The sequence below is a fragment of the Streptomyces sirii genome (assembly GCF_045690365.1).
Classification (GTDB): domain Bacteria; phylum Actinomycetota; class Actinomycetes; order Streptomycetales; family Streptomycetaceae; genus Streptomyces; species Streptomyces sirii.
On sequence record NZ_CP147982.1, the window covers coordinates 3,834,145 to 3,856,046 of the forward strand.

16 protein-coding genes and 1 tRNA gene are annotated in these 21,902 nt (G+C 70.4%); 8 read left to right on the plus strand and 9 right to left on the minus strand.

The features are described 5' to 3' along the window. Positions 1–131: 131 nt before the first annotated feature. Positions 132–1,520: a cystathionine beta-synthase gene (locus WAB15_RS17095; RefSeq protein WP_399149755.1), complete on the minus strand. Its 1,389-nt coding sequence runs from the start codon at positions 1,518–1,520 to the stop codon at positions 132–134. Between the two features lie 193 nt (positions 1,521–1,713). On the opposite strand from WAB15_RS17095, the gene WAB15_RS17100 reads away from it, so the two are divergent. From WAB15_RS17100 to WAB15_RS17110, 3 genes are all read left to right on the plus strand, one after another. Next, the gene (locus tag WAB15_RS17100; RefSeq protein ID WP_407286777.1) at positions 1,714–2,727 is read left to right on the plus strand and encodes an SGNH/GDSL hydrolase family protein; all 1,014 of its coding nucleotides are present in this window, start codon (positions 1,714–1,716) and stop codon (positions 2,725–2,727) included. Positions 2,728–2,985: 258 nt separating this feature from the next. Next, positions 2,986–4,206: an acetyl-CoA C-acetyltransferase gene (locus WAB15_RS17105; protein WP_407286778.1), complete on the plus strand. Its 1,221-nt coding sequence runs from the start codon at positions 2,986–2,988 to the stop codon at positions 4,204–4,206. Positions 4,207–4,970: 764 nt separating this feature from the next. After that, positions 4,971–5,927 (plus strand): hypothetical protein, encoded by a 957-nt coding sequence (locus WAB15_RS17110; RefSeq protein WP_407286779.1) that lies wholly within the window; start codon positions 4,971–4,973, stop codon positions 5,925–5,927. 73 nt (positions 5,928–6,000) lie between these two features. Here the strand turns inward: WAB15_RS17110 and WAB15_RS17115 are convergent, their stop codons facing one another. Continuing rightward, complete coding sequence (locus WAB15_RS17115) at positions 6,001–6,360, minus strand: hypothetical protein (protein WP_407286780.1); 360 nt, start codon at positions 6,358–6,360, stop codon at positions 6,001–6,003. Between the two features lie 98 nt (positions 6,361–6,458). On the opposite strand from WAB15_RS17115, the gene WAB15_RS17120 reads away from it, so the two are divergent. Beyond that, on the plus strand, positions 6,459–6,686 hold the full coding sequence (locus WAB15_RS17120) for a DUF4287 domain-containing protein (protein ID WP_399149760.1): 228 nt from the start codon (positions 6,459–6,461) through the stop codon (positions 6,684–6,686). 132 nt (positions 6,687–6,818) lie between these two features. On the opposite strand, the gene WAB15_RS17125 is transcribed toward WAB15_RS17120, so the two are convergent. Beyond that, a complete protein-coding gene (locus WAB15_RS17125; RefSeq protein ID WP_407286781.1) occupies positions 6,819–7,682 on the minus strand; it encodes a Bax inhibitor-1/YccA family protein in 864 nt (287 codons plus the stop codon). A 577-nt stretch (positions 7,683–8,259) separates the two neighbouring features. Here WAB15_RS17125 and WAB15_RS17130 point away from each other — a divergent pair. Together WAB15_RS17130 and WAB15_RS17135 are read left to right on the plus strand one after the other, a co-directional pair. Continuing rightward, positions 8,260–11,106 (plus strand): CDP-glycerol glycerophosphotransferase family protein, encoded by a 2,847-nt coding sequence (locus WAB15_RS17130; RefSeq protein ID WP_407289243.1) that lies wholly within the window; start codon positions 8,260–8,262, stop codon positions 11,104–11,106. Further along, positions 11,106–12,275 (plus strand): glycosyltransferase, encoded by a 1,170-nt coding sequence (locus WAB15_RS17135; RefSeq protein WP_399149762.1) that lies wholly within the window; start codon positions 11,106–11,108, stop codon positions 12,273–12,275. Before WAB15_RS17130 ends, WAB15_RS17135 begins: the two co-directional genes overlap by 1 nt. A 102-nt stretch (positions 12,276–12,377) precedes the next feature. On the opposite strand, the gene WAB15_RS17140 is transcribed toward WAB15_RS17135, so the two are convergent. Continuing rightward, positions 12,378–12,459, minus strand: a tRNA-Leu gene (locus tag WAB15_RS17140). Between the two features lie 479 nt (positions 12,460–12,938). On the opposite strand from WAB15_RS17140, the gene WAB15_RS17145 reads away from it, so the two are divergent. Together WAB15_RS17145 and WAB15_RS17150 are read left to right on the plus strand one after the other, a co-directional pair. Next, complete coding sequence (locus tag WAB15_RS17145) at positions 12,939–13,721, plus strand: ABC transporter ATP-binding protein (protein WP_399149763.1); 783 nt, start codon at positions 12,939–12,941, stop codon at positions 13,719–13,721. A 51-nt stretch (positions 13,722–13,772) separates the two neighbouring features. Next, on the plus strand, positions 13,773–16,307 hold the full coding sequence (locus tag WAB15_RS17150) for an ABC transporter permease (protein WP_407286782.1): 2,535 nt from the start codon (positions 13,773–13,775) through the stop codon (positions 16,305–16,307). A gap of 117 nt (positions 16,308–16,424) precedes the next feature. Here WAB15_RS17150 and WAB15_RS17155 read toward each other — a convergent pair whose 3' ends face one another. The 5 genes from WAB15_RS17155 to WAB15_RS17175 form a co-directional block, all read right to left on the minus strand. Next, entirely contained in the window at positions 16,425–17,747 is a 1,323-nt protein-coding gene (locus WAB15_RS17155) for a class I SAM-dependent methyltransferase (protein ID WP_407286783.1), read from the minus strand. Positions 17,748–17,946: 199 nt separating this feature from the next. Beyond that, the gene (locus tag WAB15_RS17160; RefSeq protein WP_399149766.1) at positions 17,947–19,335 is read right to left on the minus strand and encodes an NAD(P)/FAD-dependent oxidoreductase; all 1,389 of its coding nucleotides are present in this window, start codon (positions 19,333–19,335) and stop codon (positions 17,947–17,949) included. 466 nt (positions 19,336–19,801) lie between these two features. Beyond that, positions 19,802–20,767, minus strand: a complete 966-nt coding sequence (locus tag WAB15_RS17165; protein WP_399149767.1) for an exopolyphosphatase — start codon at positions 20,765–20,767, stop codon at positions 19,802–19,804. Beyond that, positions 20,764–21,306 carry a DUF501 domain-containing protein gene (locus WAB15_RS17170; RefSeq protein WP_399149768.1) on the minus strand — a complete coding sequence of 181 codons (543 nt, stop codon included), beginning with the start codon at positions 21,304–21,306 and terminating at the stop codon, positions 20,764–20,766. Before WAB15_RS17170 ends, WAB15_RS17165 begins: the two co-directional genes overlap by 4 nt. 101 nt (positions 21,307–21,407) lie before the next feature. Further along, positions 21,408–21,860 (minus strand): septum formation initiator family protein, encoded by a 453-nt coding sequence (locus tag WAB15_RS17175; protein WP_399149769.1) that lies wholly within the window; start codon positions 21,858–21,860, stop codon positions 21,408–21,410. Between the last annotated feature and the right edge of the window lie 42 nt (positions 21,861–21,902).

A 21,902-nucleotide genomic window follows, 5' to 3' on the forward strand; every position in this document is an offset into this window, starting at 1 on the left:
AGCCCGTGCTGCCAGCACATGACGCATACGTACACCTTGCGGCGTCGGCCCGTTTCCTGACGGCAACTTGACGCCGCGACAAGAGCGCGGGCCGCGGCGGCCGCCCCCACGAGCGACCGCCCCGACCTCCGCTACTTGCCGGCCTCGCGCGCCAGGTAGGCCAGCAGGTCCTGCCGGCTCACCACGCCCTTCGGCTTGCCCTCGACGAGGACGATCGCCGCATCCGCGTTTTCGAGGACCGCCATCAGGTCGGAGACCGACTCGCCGGAGCCGACCTGCGGCAGCGGCGGGCACATGTGCTTCTCCAACGGGTCGGTCAGCGAGGCCCGCTGGGTGAACAGGGCGTCCAGCAGCTCGCGCTCGACGACGGAGCCGACGACCTCGGCGGCCATGACGTCGGGGTGCCCGGCGCCCGGCTTGACGATCGGCATCTGCGAGACGCCGTACTCGCGCAGCACCTCGATCGCCTCGCCGACGGTCTCCTCGGGGTGCATGTGCACCAGCGAGGGCAGCGCGCCCTCCTTGTGCTGGAGCACATCGCCGACCCGGGCAGCCGTGCCGCCCTCCTCCAGGAAGCCGTAGTCGGCCATCCACTCGTCGTTGAAGATCTTGGACAGATAGCCCCGGCCGCTGTCCGGCAGCAGCACGACCACCACATCGTCCGGACCGAGCTGCGAGGCGACCTCCAGCGCCGCCACCACGGCCATCCCGCAGGAGCCGCCGACCAGCAGGCCCTCCTCCTTGGCCAGCCGCCGGGTCATCTGGAAGGCGTCCTTGTCCGAGACCGCCACGATCCCGTCGGCGACCGTACGGTCGTAGGCGGTCGGCCAGAAGTCCTCACCGACACCCTCGATCAGGTACGGGCGCCCGGAGCCGCCGCTGTAGACCGAGCCCTCCGGGTCGGCGCCGATGACCTTGACCCGGCCCTCACTGGCGTCCTTCAGATAGCGGCCGGTGCCGCTGATCGTGCCGCCGGTGCCCACGCCCGCCACGAAGTGGGTGATCCGCCCGTCCGTCTGCTCCCACAGCTCGGGGCCGGTGGTCTCGTAGTGCGAGCGCGGGTTGTTCGGGTTGCTGTACTGGTCGGGCTTCCAGGCGCCGGGCGTCTCGCGCACCAGGCGGTCCGAGACGTTGTAGTACGAGTCCGGGTGCTCGGGGTCGACGGCCGTGGGGCAGACCACCACCTCGGCGCCGTAGGCCCGCAGCACATTGATCTTGTCCGTGGACACCTTGTCCGGGCAGACGAAGATGCACTTGTAGCCCTTTTGCTGGGCCACGATCGCCAGGCCGACGCCGGTGTTGCCGGAGGTCGGCTCGACGATGGTGCCGCCCGGCTGCAGCTCACCCGACTGCTCGGCGGCCTCGATCATCCGCACGGCGATCCGGTCCTTGACCGAACCTCCGGGGTTGAAGTACTCGACCTTCGCCAGGACGGTGGCCTGGATTCCTCGAGTGACGCTGTTGAGCCGCACCAGCGGGGTGTTGCCGACAAGCTCAATCATCGAATCGTAAAACTGCACGGTGGTCTCCGCGGTCGGGGGCACGCTCTCCTGCGCCCGTGCCGCCAGCCTATTGCCCGGGTGGGTTGGACGGCGGATGCGTTGCGTTCCGTGCGGGAACGGGCAACACCCTGTTGTGGGAGTTCTTGCCGATTCAAGAGCGCGCCCGGCTCCGCCGCGGCGCGCCCGCGCTGCACGGGGAGGTGCCCGGCCGATGCCGATGACGATGTCCAGGGCGAGGGTGGCCCGGCGGATCGCGACCGCCGCCGCATTCGGCGGGGGCGGGATCGGCCTGCTCGGCGTCGCCACCGTCGGGGTGCTGCTGACCGAGGTGCGGCTGGCCCGCCGTACGGTCGGCGGCTCCAGCGACATCCCGCCCTGCGCCGACGGCCGCTACGGCGCCGCCTTCGGCCACCGCGCCGACCGACCGCCCCTGCGGCTCGGCTTCCTCGGCGACTCCACCGCCGCCGGCCAGGGCGTGCACCGCGCCTCCCAGACGCCGGGCGCGCTGCTCGCCTCGGGCCTGGCCGCCGTCGCCGAACTGCCCGTCGAATTCCGCAATGTGGCACTGCCCGGCGCGCAGTCGGACGATCTGGCGCGCCAGGTGGAGCTGCTGCTGGCGGAGGGCACCGAGACCCCGGACGTCTGCGTCATCATGATCGGCGCCAACGATGTCACCCACCGGATGCCGCCCGCGCAGTCCGTACGCCACCTGTCCGAGGCGGTGCACGGGCTCCACGCGGCGGGCTGCGAGGTGGTGGTGGGCACCTGCCCTGATCTGGGCACCATCGAGCCGGTCTACCAGCCGCTGCGCTGGGTGGCCCGGCGGCTCTCCCGGCAGCTCGCGGCCGCCCAGACCATCGGTGTGATCGAGAGCGGCGGGCGGACGGTCTCGCTGGGCGATCTGCTCGGGCCCGAGTTCGAGGCGCGTCCCCGGGAGCTGTTCGGGCCGGACAACTACCACCCGTCGGCGGAGGGCTATGCCACCGCCGCGATGGCGGTCCTGCCGACGCTGTGCGCCGCACTGGGCCTGTGGCCGGAGGAGGAGCGGCCGGAGCCCGCCCGCGGCGAGGGGCTGCTGCCGGTCGAGCAGGCGGCCGCCGAGGCGGCCTCCGAGGGCGGTACGGAGGTCACCGCCTCCCGTGCGCCCTGGGCGCTGCTCAAGCACCGCCGGCGCCGCCAGCTGCCGGAGCCCGAGTCCACGGACCCCTCGTCGCTCACGGGCTGAGGGTCTCCGCGGCGGGCGGCGGGGAGGGAGCCGGACGGGAATACCCGGGGCTCCCTCCCCGTTCTCATAAGCGCTCGCTTAGAAAAGAGGCCCGCATCACAGCCCGCACCCCGTGACCTCGGCAGTACGCACAGGTAACTTCCCTCACAGTCCAGTACTGTTCCCGCCCGTCGCCCGACCACCGCCCCTCAACGAGGCTCCCGCAGACCTCGTCCGGGGGACCCCAGCGCGCCGGGCCGTTTCCCTTGGAGCCGTGTGATGCCCGAAGCCGTGATCGTCTCAGCCGCCCGCTCCCCGATCGGCCGCGCCTTCAAGGGCTCGCTCAAGGATCTGCGTCCGGACGACCTGACCGCGAAGATCATCGAGGCCGCCCTCGCCAAGGTCCCCGAGCTGGACCCCACCGACATCGACGATCTGATGCTCGGCTGCGGCCTCCCCGGTGGCGAGCAGGGCCACAACCTCGGCCGCATCGTGGCCGTCCAGATGGGGATGGACCACCTCCCGGGCTGCACCATCACCCGTTACTGCTCCTCCTCGCTCCAGACGACCCGCATGGCGCTGCACGCCATCAAGGCCGGCGAGGGCGACGTCTTCATCTCGGCCGGCGTCGAGACGGTCTCGCGGAGCGTCAAGGGCAGCTCCGACGGCCTGCCGGACACCCACAACCCGCTCTTCGCCGAGGCCGAGGCCCGCACCGCCGCGCGCGCCGAGCAGGAGGGCGCGGACTGGCACGACCCGCGCGAGGACGGCCTGATCCCGGACGCGTACATCGCCATGGGCCAGACCGCGGAGAACCTCGCCCGCCTCAAGGGCGTCACCCGCCAGGACATGGACGAGTTCGGCGTACGGTCCCAGAACCTCGCCGAGCAGGCGATCAAGAACGGCTTCTGGGAGCGGGAGATCACCCCCGTCGAGCTGCCGGACGGCACGGTCGTCTCCAAGGACGACGGCCCGCGCGCCGGTGTCACCGTCGAGGGCGTCTCCGGCCTGAAGCCGGTGTTCCGCCCCGACGGCCTGGTGACCGCCGCCAACTGCTGCCCGCTCAACGACGGCGCCGCGGCGCTGGTCATCATGTCCGACACCAAGGCGCGCGAGCTGGGCCTGACCCCGCTGGCCCGGGTCGTGTCCACCGGCGTCTCCGGCCTCTCCCCCGAGATCATGGGCTACGGCCCCGTGGAGGCCAGCAAGCAGGCCCTCCAGCGCGCCGGCCTGTCGATCTCCGACATCGACCTGGTCGAGATCAACGAGGCGTTCGCCGCCCAGGTGATCCCGTCCTACCGGGACTTGGGCATCGACATCGACCGGCTGAACGTCAACGGCGGCGCGATCGCCGTCGGCCACCCCTTCGGCATGACCGGCGCCCGCATCACCACCACCCTCATCAACTCCCTCCAGTGGCACGACAAGCAGTTCGGCCTGGAGACGATGTGCGTGGGCGGCGGCCAGGGCATGGCGATGGTGATCGAGCGGCTGAGCTGAGCTGAAGCGGAGGGTAGGGGTCGGGCGCGAGGTACGAGTGCCCGGCACCTGCCCGGAGCGGAGGCGAAGCTCAGCGCGACCAGAAGGCACGAGCGGCTGAGCTGAAGCGGAGGGTAGGGGTCGGGCGCGAGGTACGAGTGCCCGGCACCTGCCCGGAGCGGAGGCGAAGCTCAGCGCGACCAGAAGGCACGCGCGGCTGAGCCGAGCCGCAGCGGAGCGGCCCAGCTGACGGCTTGCCCCTCACCCCCCGGGGTGTGCGCGGGCAAACGGACCAACTCCCGCCCCGCGCACACCCTTCGCTGTCGAACGGACACGGGCGGCGACACGGCGTGAGCCGTGTCACGCGTTAACAAGATCGCGACCCAATCTCCCCCAGGATTGTGACCAACGCCCTGGGGGAGCAGCGTTCTTGCAGGTCAGCAGGGGGTGACCGGCCTCCGGGAGGCCCACTGCCCCCAGCATTTCCGGACATAGTGCACCGGGTGCGGTCGCCGACCCCCGGCAGGCTGATGTAGGAAGTCGGAGAACATTCTGTTAACGGGAGTACGCCGGTGATCTCGTGGTCACCAGCAGTCGCCCCGTGAGCAGGCGCGTCAAGGGGGGCACCCCGGCCGACGGCCGGGGGAAGTCCGAGTACCGAGGCGCGGCCCGTGCCGAGCGGGTCGCCGAGCGAAGTGGGGAGGACGCATGAGCGAGCGCCGCGGGCGAATCACCGAACGCTGCGCGTCTCGCGCATGCGGGACCGAGCGAAGAGAGGTTTCGGCATGAGCGTCACCACCCTCGTCCTGCTAGTGGCCGCGGCCGTCGCCGTGGCGCTGGGCGGCGCCGCCCTGCGTACCGCCCGCGCGCTGCGCGGCCAGATCGCCGAGCTGCACGCCGAGCTCGTCACCGCCCGTCGGGACGCCGTCGCCCGCGCCCAGGCCGCGGACGCGGCACCGGCGGCCACCGCGGCCGTCCCGGCGGCCCGTACGACCCCGGCGGCCGAGACCCCGCTCGCGGACATACGCGCCGCCGTCGCCGACGCACTGGCCGAGGAGCGGGAGCGCGAGCTGGCCGAGGCGCGCGCCTTCTGGGCCGCGCAGGAGGCCAGGGACGCCGCCGACGCCCCGTCGCTGATGGGCGGCCTGCCCGGCCTCGGCGACGAGAGCCCGCTGGACGCCCGTGCCGATCACCGCGAACTGTCCGAGCGCCCGGAGTTCGACCGGCTCGACACCCAGCCGTTCCTGCCCCGCCAGGCGGACTTCGCCGGTATCGAGCCGCTGCTGGGGCCGGACGCCCTGGAGTCCGTGGAGGCGCTCGAAGCCCTCGACGCACCGGAGTTGGAGCCCGTCGAGGAAGCCGAGTCCGCCGAGCTGGCCGCCGCCCGCCGGCGCCACCCCTCGCACCCCGACTTCTCGCCGCACCCGGTGATCAGCGATCACGAGCGCACCGTCACGCGCCTGGAGGAGCTGGCCCAGGACGGCACCCCGGTCGCCGACGTCCGCCCCGGCCCGCTGGGCACCCTGGACGTCTATGTCTTCGCCGACGGCACCACGCTCTGCCTGACCCCCGGGCAGCGCGAGTCAGCCGAACGCGTCGCCGGCGCTCTGCACTCCGGGCGTACGCCGGTGCTGCTGGGCGGCTCCGGGATCTCCGGCGCGTACGCGCTGACCTTCTCCTGGGGTGAGAGCCGCGAGGAGAGCGTCTACATCCTCGCCGACCGCGTCATCGCCTCGCTCTGACCGGACGCGCGGCAGCTCAGCCGGGGGCGGCTCCCCGGGGCCTGTCCCCAGGGGGAGACACCCGAGTCACCCCCTAGCAGCGCTCCGCCACCGCCCGGACGCATCGCACGGCCTCCGCCAGCTCCTCGGCGGGGGCCACTTTCGCGTCAGAGTCCCCGGCGTCGCCGGCCGGTCGGGCGGCCGCCGCCCGCAGCGCCTCGACCAGGTCGTGTCCGGCCACCGCCAGCTGGTCGCCGGCCGCGAACATCCCGGCGTCCGGCAGCTCCCGCGGGGGCTCTTCGGGCCGCTCGATCAGCTGCGCACGGGTCGCCAACCGCCGTGCCAGCTCCAGCCCTTCGGCCGCCGCGCCGCGGCCGAGTCTGCTCTGCGGCAGCGATCGGAGGCGGTCGGCCAGGGCGTCCACGGCGGTCTGCAAAGGGGTCACGTCAAGCACGCCGTGAGCCTATGCGCCACTCCCGGGTGGTTGCCAACGGCAGAACGCTCAGGCACGGTGTGCTGAAGAACCAGCATCGACCGCGTCCGGAGGCGCCGATGTCTCAGCTCTTCTCCGAAGAGACCCACCGGAATCTGCTCTCCCGTATCCCGGACTGCACCGGCCGGGAAATCTCCGAATGGCTCCGCACCGTTGACGAGGGCCCGGCCCTCTTCCGTTTCGACGAAAAGGTCAGCTGGCTCCGTGGCGAGCACAACCTCGCGTACGGGCACGCCAAGGCGATCGTCCATGAACACGACCTCAGGCGCGCTGCGCGGAAGTTCTGACCCGCGATGACGGGCTTAGGCCTGTCCGGTTCGGGACACGCGACACACTCACGCACACAACGAAGGCCGAAGGGCCCGCAGGCGAACGCCTGCGGGCCCTTCGTGTGTCGTGCGCCGTGGCGGCCGACCGGGTCAGTCGCCTCGGAGGATCGAGATCAGCCGCAGCATCTCCATGTAGATCCACACCAGCGTCATGGTCAGGCCGAACGCGGCGAGCCAGGACTCCTCACGCGGGGCGCCGTAGGCGATGCCGTCCTCGACCTGCTTGAAGTCCAGGGCCAGGAACAGCGCGCCGAGGACCACGCCCACGATGCCGAAGACGATGCCCAGGCCGCCGCTGCGGAAGCCGAGGCCCTCGCCGCCGCCGAACACCATGAACATCAGGTTGACCAGCGACAGCAGGACGAAGCCCATCGCGGCGATCATCACGAAGCGGGTGAAGCGCGCGGTGACCCGCACGATCCGCGTCTTGTAGGCGACCAGCATCGCGACGAACACCGCCATCGTGCCCAGCACCGCCTGCATGGGGGCGCCGCCGAGCTTCGGCAGGTCGTTGATGAAGCCGCTGAGCGCGCCGAGGAAGACGCCTTCCAGCGCCGCGTACGCCAGGATCAGCGCGGGCGACGGCTTGCGCTTGAACGACTGCACCAGCGCCAGCACCATCGCGACCAGACCGGCGCCGATGGCGAAGCCGAGGCTCTTGGTCAGGAACAGCCAGCCGACGGTGGCACCGGCGACGACCGTGCCGAGCGTCATGCCCGTCCGCGCGACGACGTCGTCCATCGTCATCGGGCGGGACTGCGGCGCGTACTGCGGCGGTGCCTGGGTTACGGGCTGCTGGTCCTGGGCGTAGGGGTTGCCGCCCTGCGCGTAGGGGTTCGTGCCGGCGTACGGGTTCGCGGTGGGGCCCCCGGCCTGCGGCGGGGCGTTGAAGCCCGCGTAGCCGGTGTCGCGGCTGAACCCCCGACGCGAGAAGACCGGGTTGCTGCTCCTCATCTCACTCCTCCATGGCCGCCCTGCGCGGCCTTGACGGCAAGCGTAATGGCTTGGCAAAGGCGCGTCGCTAGTTCTTGAGCAGGATCTTTCCCCGAACCGGGTGCAACGCGTCCTCCAGAAGGAGGACGTCCGGGACGCCGCGAAGGTGCCCGGGAGGCGGCGGGCGGCGGCGCGGCGCGGGCCGCTCCGCCGCCTGCGCGCACCCCCCGCTTCCGACATTCCGGGTATTCGATCTCGGTCCGCCGTGATCGAACGGCCATTTCCCTCCGCACCGCCGCCGGGTGGAATCCGATAAATGTCTGATCGCAAGTGCTCCGCGCGCCGCCGGGCAACGCACGTCACATGCCCGCAGGCAACCGATTCACCGGAGGAGCCGTCTTCCCTTCCGGCCGGAACCTGCCCTGGTGGGTGGATCTCCTGAGATGACGCATGGTCAAGATCCGAACACCGGAGTGCCCCTTCTCGCCGCGCCGATGCCTTACTGTATGTAGCGGTTCGGGCGCGATCGGTTGTAATCCGAGGGTACAAACGGGGCTATTCTGGCGGAAAACAGTAGCGAAAGAGGGTTGAGGTGCCTGTGCCTGACGTCTCAGTAGTCGTCATCGTCTACAACGACGCCGACCGGTTGCCGACCGCAGTCCAGTCCGTGCTGGACCAAACGCTCCGGGACGTCGAGGTGGTGATCGTCGACGACTGCAGCACCGACCGCTCTTTCGAAGTGGCGCAACACCTCGCGGCCGCCCACCCCGGCCGCGTCAGAGCCTTCCAGCTACCGGAGAACAGCGGTGCCGGAGGCGAGCCGCGCAACGCCGGCATCCAGCACGCCGCGGGCCGCTACGTCATGTTCCTCGACAGCGACGACGTCCTGGAACTCAACGCGTGCCGGAACATGCTGGAGGCCGCCGAGGAAACCGGATCGGACATCGTCTCCGGTCTGTGCGTCCGGCTGCACAAGGACACCCGCAACCAGAAGCGGGACGAGTGGTACGCCTGGCTTTATTCCACGACCCGGACCCTCGAATCCGTAACGGAATTGCCGGACCTGTTCGTTTGGGACACCCTGTCCACGAACAAGTGCTATCGGCGCGATTTCCTCATCGAGAACGATCTCCGCTTCCCCAAGGGAATGTTCTACGAGGACCTGATGTTTATCGCCGACGCCTATCTCGCGGCGCGGCGCATCACCCTGATTCCCAATCAGGTCTACTTCTGGCATGTGTTCGAGCGGGCCGCCGTGAAATCGGTGACGAACCGCCGGCACGAAATGACGAACTATGCGCACCGGCTGGAAATCCACCGGCGCATCGACGCATTGCTGGCCGAACGCGGGCTGACCGAGATGCGGCTCGCCAAGGACGTGAAGTTCCTGAAGCACGACCTGGTGCTGCATCTGCGGGACCTGCCGTTCCGGGACGAGTCCTACCGCCGGGAATTCGCCGAACTCTCCCGCGAATACCTCGCGGGCATCTCTCCCGAGGCGTACGAGCGCGTTCAGCCGATACAGGCCATCTGCGCCTACCTGCTCCAGCAGGGTGACTGGGACAACCTGATCCCGGCGGTCGACACGCTCATCAACCGCGACAAGCTCTCCTCGCCGCTCGCCGAGCACGACGGCCGGATCTACTGGTGCGGCGGCCACCTCGACGACGCGTTCGGCCGCGAGGTGCTGGACGTCACCGATCTCGGCTACCACGAGAAGCCGGTCAGCCGGCTGTTCCTGCGCAACCAGCTGACCAGTTACCGCCAGTCGGGCGGAGCCGTCTCCCTGACGGGCCGGATCACCAATCCGCTCGGCGTCATCCCGCCGGGTGCCCGGCTCAAGGGCGAGCTGGAGTTCAGCGCCCGGCGGCGCAGTCTGCAGTCCTTCCAGTTCCCCGTGCGGGCGGTGCGCCACGACGGCGACGGCATCCACTGGGAGACCGCGGCGGACCTCACCGCCAAGCTGCGCCCGCTGGGCATCGTCGACAGCATCTGGGACGTCCGGCTGCGCCTGGACGTGGACGGGGTGCGCACCACCACCCGGCTCACCGTCGCCGACACCGAGCTGTCCGGCGGGCTGCCGATCCGCCCGCGGCTGACGCGGATGGTCGCCGACCACCTGGAGCCGCACGCCTCCGCCAAGGGGCATCTGGCGTTCCGCCTGGTCAGCGAGGGCCGCAACGCCGAGCGCGTACAGGAGCTGATCACCCGCGGGGTGCGCGGCACGCCGGGGACGCTGGCCAAGACCGGCTTCCGCAAGGCCAAGGCGCTGCGCAGCAAGGTCACCTCGGGTGACACCAAGCTCCGCGCCTACCACGAGGTCTTCAGCCGGCTGCCGATCAAGAAGCGCACGGTGGTCTTCGAGAGCCATCTGGGCAAGCAGTACAGCGACAGCCCGCGCGCCATCTACGAGGAGATGCGCCGGCAGGGCCTGGACTTCGAGGCGATCTGGTCGTACGCCGGCTCCCCGAAGGACTTCCCCAAGGACGTCACCCTCGTACGGCGCTGGTCGCTGCCGTACCTCAAGGCGCTGGCCCAGGCCGAGTTCTGGGTGGACAACCAGAGCTACCCGCTCAAGCTCACCAAGCGCCCGGAGACCACCTACATCCAGACCTGGCACGGCTCGGCGCTGAAGAACATGGGCTTCGACCAGCCGTCGCTGAAGGCGCAGACCCGCCAGCAGCAGGCCGAGCAGCAGCGCTCACTGGACCGCTTCGACCGCTTCCTGATCCGCTCCGAGCACGATGTCCACACCCTGGCCAAGGCGTTCCGGCTCCAGGAGAAGACGCTGCTGCGCGTGGGGTACCCGCGCAACGACGCGCTGGTGCGCGCCCGGCAGCGCGAGGCGGAGCTGGGGAAGCGCGAACGCGGGGCGCTGGCCACGGAGTTGGGCATTCCGGAGGACAAGACCGTCCTGCTTTACGCGCCGACGTTCCGCAAGGCGGGGGGCCGGCACGGGCGCTTCGCATTGCCCTTCGACGTGGAGCGTTTCGCCGACCAGTTCGGCGACCGCTATGTCCTGCTGGTGCGTTCGCACTACCTCAATCACGTGGTGCTGCCGCCGACCGTGCAGGGCCGGGTCATCGACGTATCGGCGCGCCATGACGTGACGCCGATCCTGGAGCTGGCCGATGGTTTGATCACGGACTATTCGTCGGTGATGTTCGATTACGCGCTGCTCGACCGGCCACTGATGTTCTTCACCTACGACTACGACGAATACGTCCACGAGGGCCGGGGGACGTACTTCGATCTGCCGGAGCACGCGCCGGGCCCGGTGGTCCGCACCGAGGACGAATTCCACGAGACGATCAAGTCGTTCGAGACGCAGGCGCTGGAATACGCGAAGCGCCGCCAGGAATTCGTCGCCAGGTTCGGGGAATACGACCGGGGCGACGCCGCCAAGAGCATCGTCGATCAGTTCTTTGCGCAGTGGAGCCGTTGATGACCAAGTCGTACGCAGCCGAACCGCGGGACATCTTCTTCGTCTCCAACAGCGTCAACGAGATGGGCGGCATCACCAGCTGGTCGCACCAGATGGCGCGCCTGTTCAGCGAGCGGGGCCACCGGGTGCACATCGTCGGCATCGTGCCGCCGCCCGAGGGACGGGTCCACGAACTCGCCGACGACCTGCCGTTCCGGACCACCACGCTCTACAGCGAGCACCCGCCGGCCGTGCGTCCGGTCCGCGGCCTCAAGGACCGGCTCAACCTCGCCGAGCAGCGCCGCCGGACGGCCCGGGAGGCCGGTATGCGCGAGCAGGCGGCCAAGATGAGCGCGCTGTTCCGGGCGGCCAAGCCGGGCGGAGTGGTGATCGTCACCCAGGTCTGGGCGATGGAGTGGGTGGCGGAGGCCGACACCGCGGGGCTGACGGTGATCGGTATGAGCCATGAATCCTTCGATACCTGCCGCAAGTCGTCCCGCTTCGGTCGCGTCAAGCGGTTTTACGCGGACGTCGACCGGATGCTGACGCTCACCCGGGAGGACGCCGACCGCTGGATCCGGCAGCGGATGGACAATGTCGGCTTCATGCCGAACCCGCTGCCGTTCTTCCCCGACGTCCCCTCGGACCGGTCGCGCAAGTGCGTGGTCAGCATCGGCCGGCTCCACGAGGAGAAGGGCGTGGACCTGCTGCTGGAGGCCTGGGCGAAGGTCGCTCCGCAGCACCCGGACTGGACGCTGCGGATCTACGGCTCCGGTGAGGAGGCCGAGGCGCTGCGCAAGCTGGCGGCGGAGCTGGGGGTGGCCGCGTCGGTCGAGTGGATGGGGCGTACCGGCGACGTCCCCGGGGCCCTGCGGGAGAGCGCGGTGTTCGCGCTGAGTTCGCGCGGTGAGGGCTTCCCGCTGGCTCCGATGGAGGCGATGGCGACCGCCGTGCCGTGTGTGGCCTTCGATGTGGCGCCGGGCGTCCACGAGATCATCACGGACGGCGAGGACGGACTGCTGGCCCCTCCGGGCAATATCACCGAATTCGCCCGGCATCTCGACACCCTCATGTCCGACAAGGAGCTTCGGGACGCTATGGGGGAAGCCGCGCGGGAGAACATCCAGCGGTTCTCCACGGAGGAGATTGTCGGCCGCTGGGAGAGCCTGTTCGCGCTTGTCGAGCGCTGAGCCGACAACACACAAAGCGAGGAGGGCCGCCGGCATTCACCGGCGGCCCTCCTCGTTGAATTTTCAGCCAATCGCCCGTCTTTGGCCCGCCGCTCGCGGGAGTGCCCGGAGCCGGACTTGAACCGGCACGGCCCGTAGGCCAGCGAGGTTTAAGCTCGCCGTGTCTGCATTCCACCATCCGGGCCTGGGATCCCCCATGCCACCTCAAAGAGGGCAGCACGAGCGTAGCCCGCAGTGCACGACGCCGATCGGCCACTCATCCCGAGGTTGTCTTATTTTATTGGCAACTGAGGGTGCATCAGCGCTGGTACAGGCCTTAGGCACATGCCTGAGGTCTGTCTTAGCCAGGACCCCCCGCGGCGCAAATTCGTGCCCGAATTGACGTAAACTCGACGCCCCGTCAGCCCCGCTCTCACCCCTGCGGGTGTCCCCCCTCGGACCGCCCGCGACGCCGAGCCGGCGTCAGGGTTCCGTCTCCTCCCCAGGGATGACCGCACGGTCCATGGATACGCCCCAGGGCTGGTCGAGGACGGGCACAGGGGTTGACGTCCACCCCCCTTCTCCTGACCCACGATGGAAACCGTCCGCTTGATGTCCGCGGTGTGCGCCCACGGGCCGCCCGCGGAGCAGATGGTCCCCTCGTCCCGACAGGAGCTCCTTCCCGTGACCACCACCCACTCCGGCGTCTCCACCGCCAGCCGCGCCACCGCGGTGGCCGCCCGCGCCACGGATCTCACCAAGGTCTACGGACAGGGCGAGACCCAGGTGGTCGCCCTGGACGCGGTCTCCGTCGACTTCCGGCAGGCCCAGTTCACCGCGATCATGGGCCCCTCCGGGTCCGGCAAGTCGACCCTGATGCACTGCATGGCCGGGCTGGACTCGATCTCCGGCGGCTCGGCCAGGCTCGGCGACATCGAGCTGACCGGCCTGAAGGACAAGAAGCTCACCCAGCTGCGGCGCGACAAGATCGGCTTCATCTTCCAGGCGTTCAACCTGCTGCCGACCCTGAGCGCCCTGGAGAACATCACCCTGCCCATGGACATCGCCGGCCGTAAGCCGGACCGCGCCTGGCTGGACCGCGTGGTGGAGACCGTCGGGCTGAGCGGCCGCCTCAAGCACCGCCCCAGCCAGCTCTCCGGCGGCCAGCAGCAGCGCGTCGCGGTCGCCCGCGCGCTCGCGTCCCGGCCCGAGATCATCTTCGCCGACGAGCCCACCGGAAACCTCGACTCGCGCTCCGGCGCCGAGGTGCTGGGCTTCCTGCGCAACTCCGTACGCGAACTGGGCCAGACCGTGGTGATGGTGACCCACGACCCGGTCGCCGCCTCCTACGCGGACCGCGTGATCTTCCTCGCCGACGGCCGGATCGTCGACGACATGCCCGACCCGACCGCCGACATGGTGCTCGAACGCATGAAGGGCTTCGACGCCAAGGGCCGTACGAGCTGACCGGCAGCAGCCACCCGCAACCCGGACCTCTCCTCCAGGACTGACCCACCCATGTTCCGTACCGCCTTGCGCAACGTGCTTGCGCACAAGGCCCGGCTGCTGATGACCGTCCTCGCCGTGATGCTCGGCGTGGCCTTCGTCTCCGGCACCCTGGTCTTCACCTCGACCCTCTCCGAAGCGACCCAGGCCAGCTCTCAAAAGGGCTACGACAATGTCGACGTCGCCATCCAGCCGAAGTCCCCGGACAACGGCGGCGGCGCGCCCGGCGCGGTCCCCCACCTCGACCAGAAGCTGCTCGACAAGGCCGGCCGGGTCCCCGGCGCCGCCTCCGTCACGGGCACCGTCTCCGGCTTCACCGCCATCGCCGACAAGAAAGGCGGGCTGATCGGCGACGGCTTCCCCACCCGCGGCGGCAACTACTTCCCCGGCGCCGACGGCAAGGACGCCCGCTATCCGATGCGCAGTGGCGCCGCCCCCAAGGGCGCGCACGAGTTCGCGCTGGACGCGCACACCGCCGACACGGCCGGCTACAAGGTCGGCGACACCGTCCGGCTCTCCGTCGACGGACCGGTCCGCGAGCAGAAGCTGACCGGCGTCTTCACCACCGACGACGGCGCGGTCGCGGCCGGCGGCAGCCTCGCGCTGTTCGACACCCGCACCGCCCAGCAGCTGTTCGCCACGCCCGGCGCCTTCAGCGAGATCGACGTCAAGGCCGCGCCGGGCACCTCCCAGAGCGCCCTGAAGGCCGCGATCGACAAGGTGCTGCCCAAGGACGGCGCCGAGTCCACCACCGGCAAGCAGCTCGCCGACGAGCAGGCGAAGATGATCGCCGCGAGCATGGACGGCATGAAGACCGGCCTGCTCGTCTTCGCCGGTATCGCGCTCTTCGTCGGCGTCTTCATCATCGCCAACACCTTCACCATGCTGGTCGCCCAGCGCACCAAGGAGCTGGCGCTGCTGCGTGCGGTCGGCGCGAGCCGCCGGCAGGTGACCCGCTCGGTGCTGATCGAGGCGTTCGTCGTCGGCGCGGTCGCCGCGGTCACCGGCCTGGTCGCCGGCATCGGCATCGGCGCCGGGATGCGCGCCCTGATGAGCGCCACCGGCGCCAGGTTCCCCGACGGCCCGCTGGTCGTCTCGCCCTCCACGGTCCTGATCTCGCTGCTCGTCGGCATCGTCGTCACCGTCCTGGCCGCCTGGCTGCCGGGCCGGCGCGCCGCGAAGATCCCGCCGGTCGCCGCGATGAACAGCGTGCACGCCACCGCCACCGCCAAGTCGCTGGTGGTCCGCAACACCATCGGTGCGCTGTTCGCGGGCGCCGGTGCGGCCGGTGTCCTGGTGGCCACCGGTATGGACGACGGCAAGGCCGTGATGGTCGGCGGCGCGGTGCTGCTGCTGATCGGTGTGTTCATCCTGACGCCGCTGCTGTCCCGCCCGCTGATCGCGCTGGCCGCGCCCGTGTTGCGCGCCTTCGGGATCTCCGGTGCGCTCGCCCGGCAGAACGCGGTCCGCAACCCGCGCCGTACGGCCGCCACGGCCTCCGCGCTGATGGTCGGGCTGACGCTGATCACCGGCATGACGGTGATCGCGGGCAGCGTGCAGAAGGGCATCGACAAGATGGCCACCGACGCGCTCAAGGCCGACTACGTCGTCTCCATGGCCAGCCCGACGCCCCTCTCCCCCGACGTGGCGAAGAAGATCGCCGGCCTGGACGGGGTCACCGCGTCCAGCCCGCTGCGCAACTCCCCGTCCCGCATCGGCACCGACCCCCAGTCCCTGACCGGCGTCAACGGCGCGGACTTCGGCAAGCTCACCCGGCTCGACTTCGTCAAGGGATCGCTGGGCGACCTGCGCGGCGACCGGACCGTGGTGGACGACGCCACCGCCAAGGAGAAGGGCTGGCAGCCCGGCTCCCGCTTCCCGGTGACGTTCGAGGACGGCAAGAAGGGCACGCTGACGGTCTCCGGTGTCTACCGGGGCAACGAGATGATCAATGGCGTCATCCTGGACACCGCCACGCTGGCCCCGCACCAGAAGCAGATCACCGATATGAAGGTGATGGTCAAGACCAAGGACGGCGCCACCGACGCCGCCAAGGACTCGCTGGTCAAGGCGCTCGGCAAGAACCCGGCGATCACCGTCGCGGACAAGCAGGACGTCTCCGACGGCATAGCCAAGATGTTCAACCTGATGCTGAACATGCTCTACGGGCTGCTGGCGATGGCCGTGATCGTCGCGGTGCTCGGGGTCATCAACACCCTGGCGATGTCGGTCTTCGAACGCTCGCAGGAGATCGGCATGCTGCGCGCCATCGGCCTGGACCGGCGCGGCATCAAGCGGATGGTCCGCCTGGAGTCGCTGGTGATCTCGCTGTTCGGCGGGGTGCTCGGCATCGGCCTGGGCGTGTTCTTCGGCTGGGCGGCCGGCGAACTGATCAGCGGCTCGCTGCCGACGTACGAGCTGATCCTGCCCTGGGCCCGGATCGGCGTCTTCCTCGCCCTGGCCGCACTCGTCGGCGTACTGGCCGCACTGTGGCCGGCCCGCCGGGCGGCGAAGCTCAACATGCTGGCGGCGATCAAGGCGGAGTAGCCGACCGCCACCCGGCGCCGACCGCGGCGCCGGGGCTCGTCCCGCCGCTGCTCCCCCATGCCTCAAGGGCGTGGGGAGCAGCGGCGACGACGGTGGGAGGGCCTTGCGGCACGGGGGTCAGCCGAGCCCGGCGGAACCCCACACCCGCGTCCGCAACGGCACCCCGGAACCCCCGCCCTCCGGGGTCCGGACGGCCAGGACCTGGTTGACTCCTATCCGGTTCCGCTCGAAGGACAGGGCCGACGCGGCCATGTACAGCCGCCAGACCCGGGCCCGCCCCGCGGACGTCAGGCGCGCCGCCTCGTCCCAGCGCGCCTCCAGGTTGGCGACCCAGCTGCGCAACGTCAGCGCGTAGTGCTCCCGGATCGCCTCCACGTCCCGTACCTCGAAACCGGCCTCCTCCAGCTGGCCGACCGTCCGGCCGACCGGCGCCAGCTCCCCGTCCGGGAAGACATAGCGGTCGATGAACTCATCGACTCGGTAGGTCTCCTCGTCCGACAGCGGACGCCGGGCGATCTGGTGGTTCAGCAGCCGCCCGCCGGGCCTGAGCAGGGAGTACAGCGCGCTCGCGTACTCCGCGTACTGGGCCCGCCCGACGTGCTCGGCCATCCCGATCGAGGAAACCGCGTCGAACGGCTCGTCCTTGATCTCGCGGTAGTCCTGCACCCGGATCTCGATCCGGTCGGCGAGCCCGGCGTCGGCGATCCGCTTGCGGGCGAAGGTGGCCTGCTCCTCGGAGAGGGTGATGCCGACCGCCCGTACGCCGTACTCGCGGGCCGCGTGCAGCACCATCGAGCCCCAGCCGCAGCCCACGTCCAGCAGCCGCTGGCCCTCCCTGAGCCCGAGCTTGCGGCAGATCAGGTCGAGCTTGTCGCGCTGGGCGTCCTCCAGGGTGGCGTCCGGGCCCTCCCAGTAGGCGCAGGAGTAGACCATGGACGGGCCGAGGACCAGCGCGTAGAAGTCGTTTCCGACGTCGTAGTGGTGGCTGATGGCTTCCTTGTCGCGGCGCAGGGTGTGCAGCGGTCCGCGGCGGCGCCGGACCTCCTCGGCGGGCGGCGTGGGCGGTACCGGGGCGCCGGCCAGGGCGAGCAGCTCCCGGGCGGCGGAGCGGATCTCCGGCCGGGCCAGCGCGCGCAGCACGGCGGCGCGTTGCGGCTTGGGGGCGTCGTCGTCGCGCTCCCAGATCATCCCGGCGAGCAGATCGAGCGCCTTGTAGAGGTCCCCGTCGACGTCGATGTCGCCGGCGACCCAGGCGCGGGCCAGGCCCAGCTCACCGGGCTTGAACAGCATCCGGCGCAGCGCGCGGCGGTTGCCGATGACGAGTACGGGTGCCCCCGGCGGGCCGGACTCGCTGCGGTCCCAGGCGCGGATGCGCACCGGGAGGGGGCTTCCCAGCACCTCCTCGGCGAGCTTGGTGAGCCGTCCAGCGGCGTCGGCCATGTCGCACACCTCCGTGTTGACGAGTCGGGCAAAGAAGTTTCACCCACCACGTAAACGCCAATGGGGCGCCCAGATAGTCCCGTTCACACGTAAGAGAACCGCAAACCGCCCGGTTTTCGCCAGAGCGGACACGCCGAAGGGCGCCCGCCCCACGGATGGCGGACGCCCTTCGGGCTGGTCGGAGTAGCCGACCGGTGTTTCAGGAGGCCTTGGCCTTCGGCTTGTCGCCGGCGCCGGCAGCGGCCGGCGCGGGGGCCGGCTTGGCCGCCTCGTAGAACTCCTCGCGGGGGTTCTCCATGGCGCCGAGCGAGACGACCTCGCGCTTGAGGAACATGGCCAGCGTCCAGTCGGCGAAGACCCGGATCTTGCGGTTGAACGTCGGCATCGCCATGCCGTGGTACGCGCGGTGCATGTACCAGGCGAGGCGGCCCTTGAGCTTGATCTTCATCTTGCCCATGACGATCATCGCGACGCCCTTGTGCAGGCCCAGACCGGCGACCGCACCCTTGTTGGCGTGGCTGTACTCCTTCTGCGGGAAGCCCCGCATGCCGGAGACCACGTTGTCACCGAGGACCTTGGCCTGCCGCAGCGCGTGCTGCGCGTTCGGCGGGCACCAGGCGTTCTCGTTGCCGTTCTTGCGGCCGACCAGGTCCGGGACCTGGGCGTTGTCGCCCGCGGCCCAGATGTAGTCGGTGCCCTGCACCTGGAGGGTGGCGCCGGTGTCGACGTGACCGCGCGGGCCGAGCGGCAGACCGAAGCGGGACAGCGCCGGGTTGGGCTTGACACCCGCGGTCCACACGATGGTGTTGGAGTCGACTTCAAGGCCGTTGTTGAGCTTCACATGGCCGTCGACGCAGGAGTCCATGCCGGTCTTGAGGTAGATCTCGACGCCGCGGCTCTCCAGGTGGTCCTTGCCGTAGGCACCGAGCTTCGGGCCGACCTCGGGGAGGATCTTGTCGGCGACGTCGACCAGCAGGAAGCGCATGTCCTCGCGCTTGACGTTGCTGTAGTACTTCGCGGCGTCGCGGGCCATGTCCTCGACCTCGCCGACGGTCTCCGCGCCGGCGAAGCCACCGCCGACGAAGACGAAGGTCAGGGCCTTGCGGCGGACCTCTTCGTCGGTCGTGGAGTCGGCCTTGTCCAGCTGCTCCAGGACGTGGTTGCGCAGGCCGATGGCCTCTTCCACACCCTTCATGCCGATGCCGTTCTCGGCCAGGCCGGGGATCGGGAAGGTGCGGGAGACCGCGCCCATCGCGATGACCAGGTAGTCGAAGGGCAGCTCGTACGCCTCGCCCACCAGCGGGGCGATCGTGGCGACCTTGCGGTCCTGGTCGATGGTGGTGACCCGGCCGGTGAGGACCTCCGCCTTGGGAAGCACGCGTCGCAGCGGGACGACGACATGCCGCGGGGAGATGCTGCCGGCGGCGGCTTCGGGCAGGAAGGGCTGATAGGTCATGTACGACCGCGGGTCGACGACCGTGACGGTCGCCTCGCCGTAGCGCATCTTCTTGAGGATGCGCCGAGCTGCGTACAGGCCTACGTACCCACCGCCTACTACGAGGATCCTGGGACGCTCCGTGGTGCTCATGCATCGAGTATCCACCCCCACATGGGGGGTCGCTCGTGAGCCCCTTCACAAGCAACGAGGGGGTATCTGCTACACTCCGCCGGCTTCGTGACCGACGCCATAGTCCGGACCGGAACCACCGTAGGGCCCAAGGCGTTGGAGACCCCCGTTGATCAGGGCTTGTCGGCCCCCGGCCGGCCGAACCACTCCCTCCGGGAGCGCATCGCTCACGCTCCGGCACCCACGCATCCTCCGGGTCGAAGGGTCTTAGGACCTTCGAATGAGGGTCGGACAAGCAGATTGTTCGCCCAACAGGAGGCTTTTTCATGTGAAGGATTTCACGAACTTTCTTCGCGGCCCCCTCCACGGAACCCTCCGAAGCCCCCCGGAACGCGCTCGGACAAGGGCTCCCGCCCGCTCAAGACGCCGGTCGGCAGAGGCCGTTGCCGACCCCTGCCGCACCTCCGCGGCGCCCCGGCCGGCGACTTCAGCCGGCGATGCTCCAGGCGATGCCGTCGAGGATGTCGTGCTCGCTGACCACGACCTCCTCGGCGCCCGTGCGCTCCATGATCGACAGCAGTACGAGCGCGCCCGCGCCGATCACATCGACCCGGCCCGGGTGCATGACGGGGATGGCCGCCCGCTCGGCGTGGGTGGCCGACAGCAGATGCTCGGTGATCTCGCGAACCTTCGCCAGCGAGATCCGCGCGTGGTGGATGGCCTCGGAGTCGTAGTGGTCCAGGCCCAGCGCGATACCGGCGACGGTGGTGACCGAACCGGCCAGGCCCACCAGCGTGGCGGCCTCGCTCAGCGGGACGGTCCGCTCCGCCCGGTCCAGCGCCGCGGCGATGTCCCCCTTCATGGCGGTGATCTGCCCCGGGGCCGGCGGGTCGGTGATCTCGCCGCCGTGCAGCAGGTGCCGCTCGGTCATCCGCACGCAGCCGACGTCGACGGAGCAGGCGGCGCGGTAGGAACTGCGCGGCGAGGCGTCCTGGGAGTCGCCGAGGACGAACTCGGTCGAGCCGCCGCCGATGTCCACCACCAGGAAGGGCTTGGCCAGGTCCGGGCGACCCGCCAGCTCCTTGGTGGCGCCGTTGAAGGAGAACTCCGCCTCCTGGTCACCGGTGATCACCTCGGGCTCCACACCCAGGATGTCCACGACACCGCGGACGAAGTCCTCGCGGTTCTCCGCGTCCCGGGAGGCGGAGGTGGCCACGAAGCGGACCTGCTGCGCGCCCAGGCTGCCGATCACCGCGGCGTACTCCCGGCAGGCCGCGAAGGTCCGCTCCAGCGCCTCCGGCGCCAGCCGCCCGGTGCGGTCCACGCCCTGGCCCAGCCGGACGATCTGCATCCGGCGGTCGAGGTCCTTCAGCTCGCCCGTCTCCGGGTCCGCGTCCGCGACCAGCAGCCGGATGGAGTTGGTACCGCAGTCGATGGCGGCGACCCGCTTCACTGGGACCCTCCCTTGTCGTCCTCGGCGCAGGGGCTCACGCACGGCCCCTTCTTCCACCACTCCGGCAGCATCGCGATCGCCTCGTCCCCGAGCGGGTTGACGCCGGGACCGGCCGCCAGCGAGTGGCCGACGAGGACGTGCAGGCACTTGACCCGGTCGGGCATGCCGCCCGCGCTCGGGAAGCCCTGGAGCACCTCGATGGCGTCCCGCCGCCGGATGTAGTCCTCGTGGGCCGCGCGGTAGGCGGCGGCCAGCTCCGGGTCGGACGCCAGCCGTTCGGACATCTCCTTCATCACGCCGTCGGCCTCCAGCGTGCCGATCGCGGAGGCCGCACGCGGGCAGGTGAGGTAGTAGAGCGTGGGGAAGGGCGTGCCGTCCTCCAGGCGCGGCGCCGTCTCGACGACGTCCGGCTGGCCGCAGGGGCAACGGTGCGCGATGGCGCGCAGCCCGCGGGGCGGGCGGCCGAGCTGCTCCTTGAAGGCCGCGATGTCCGCGGCGGTGGGCTCGGTGGGCTCGGTCTGGGGCGGAGGGGTTTCCATGTGCGCTTTCGGTGAGGTGGGTGGTGGGGCGGCGGTGCGGACCGCCTGGTGTCGACAGTACGGGCTGCCCCGCGCCGGCGGTACGGCCCGAGGCGCACCCCCTAGCGCTTGTCGGCCGCGTCGACGGCGCTCCACAGATTCTCGTACCAGGGGCGCCGCGCCGCCTGCGGTCCCCTCGGGGCGGCGGCGGAACCGGAGCCGTCCTGGACGAGGTAGCCGGTCTCCCCCGGCATGACGTAGTGCAGTTGCCGGCGGGCCTGCTGGCGTACGTACTCCGGGTCCTGCCACCGGGCCCGCTGCTCGCGCAGCCGGTCCAGCTCGGCACCGGCGTCCTGGGCCTTGCGGCGCTGTTCGGCGATGTCGGAGCGCTGGGAGATGTACTGCCTTATGGGGTACGCGAGGGCGACCACCAGGGAGCACATCACCAGCGCCAGCAGGGCGGCGCGGCCGGTGAGGCGGTTGCGGCGGGGCGGGCGGGCTCGGTAGACGCGGGCGGCGGCCTGCTCGCCGAGCGCCTTGAGTCGGGTCGCGGTCGAGAACCGGTCCGCGGGCACGTCGTCTCCCCTTCACTGACTGACGCCGGACTGCATCAAGCA

What these genes read in the sequence shown, in the direction of transcription:
- WAB15_RS17100 (WP_407286777.1), top strand. Translation starts at nt 1,714, where the DNA reads ATGCCGATGACGATGTCCAGGGCGAGGGTGGCCCGGCGGATCGCGACC.
- WAB15_RS17105 (WP_407286778.1), top strand. Translation starts at nt 2,986, where the DNA reads ATGCCCGAAGCCGTGATCGTCTCAGCCGCCCGCTCCCCGATCGGCCGC.
- WAB15_RS17110 (WP_407286779.1), top strand. Translation starts at nt 4,971, where the DNA reads ATGAGCGTCACCACCCTCGTCCTGCTAGTGGCCGCGGCCGTCGCCGTG.
- WAB15_RS17120 (WP_399149760.1), top strand. Translation starts at nt 6,459, where the DNA reads ATGTCTCAGCTCTTCTCCGAAGAGACCCACCGGAATCTGCTCTCCCGT.
- WAB15_RS17125 (WP_407286781.1), bottom strand. Translation starts at nt 7,682, where the DNA reads ATGAGGAGCAGCAACCCGGTCTTCTCGCGTCGGGGGTTCAGCCGCGAC.
- WAB15_RS17135 (WP_399149762.1), top strand. Translation starts at nt 11,106, where the DNA reads ATGACCAAGTCGTACGCAGCCGAACCGCGGGACATCTTCTTCGTCTCC.
- WAB15_RS17150 (WP_407286782.1), top strand. Translation starts at nt 13,773, where the DNA reads ATGTTCCGTACCGCCTTGCGCAACGTGCTTGCGCACAAGGCCCGGCTG.
- WAB15_RS17155 (WP_407286783.1), bottom strand. Translation starts at nt 17,747, where the DNA reads ATGGCCGACGCCGCTGGACGGCTCACCAAGCTCGCCGAGGAGGTGCTG.
- WAB15_RS17160 (WP_399149766.1), bottom strand. Translation starts at nt 19,335, where the DNA reads ATGAGCACCACGGAGCGTCCCAGGATCCTCGTAGTAGGCGGTGGGTAC.
- WAB15_RS17170 (WP_399149768.1), bottom strand. Translation starts at nt 21,306, where the DNA reads ATGGAAACCCCTCCGCCCCAGACCGAGCCCACCGAGCCCACCGCCGCG.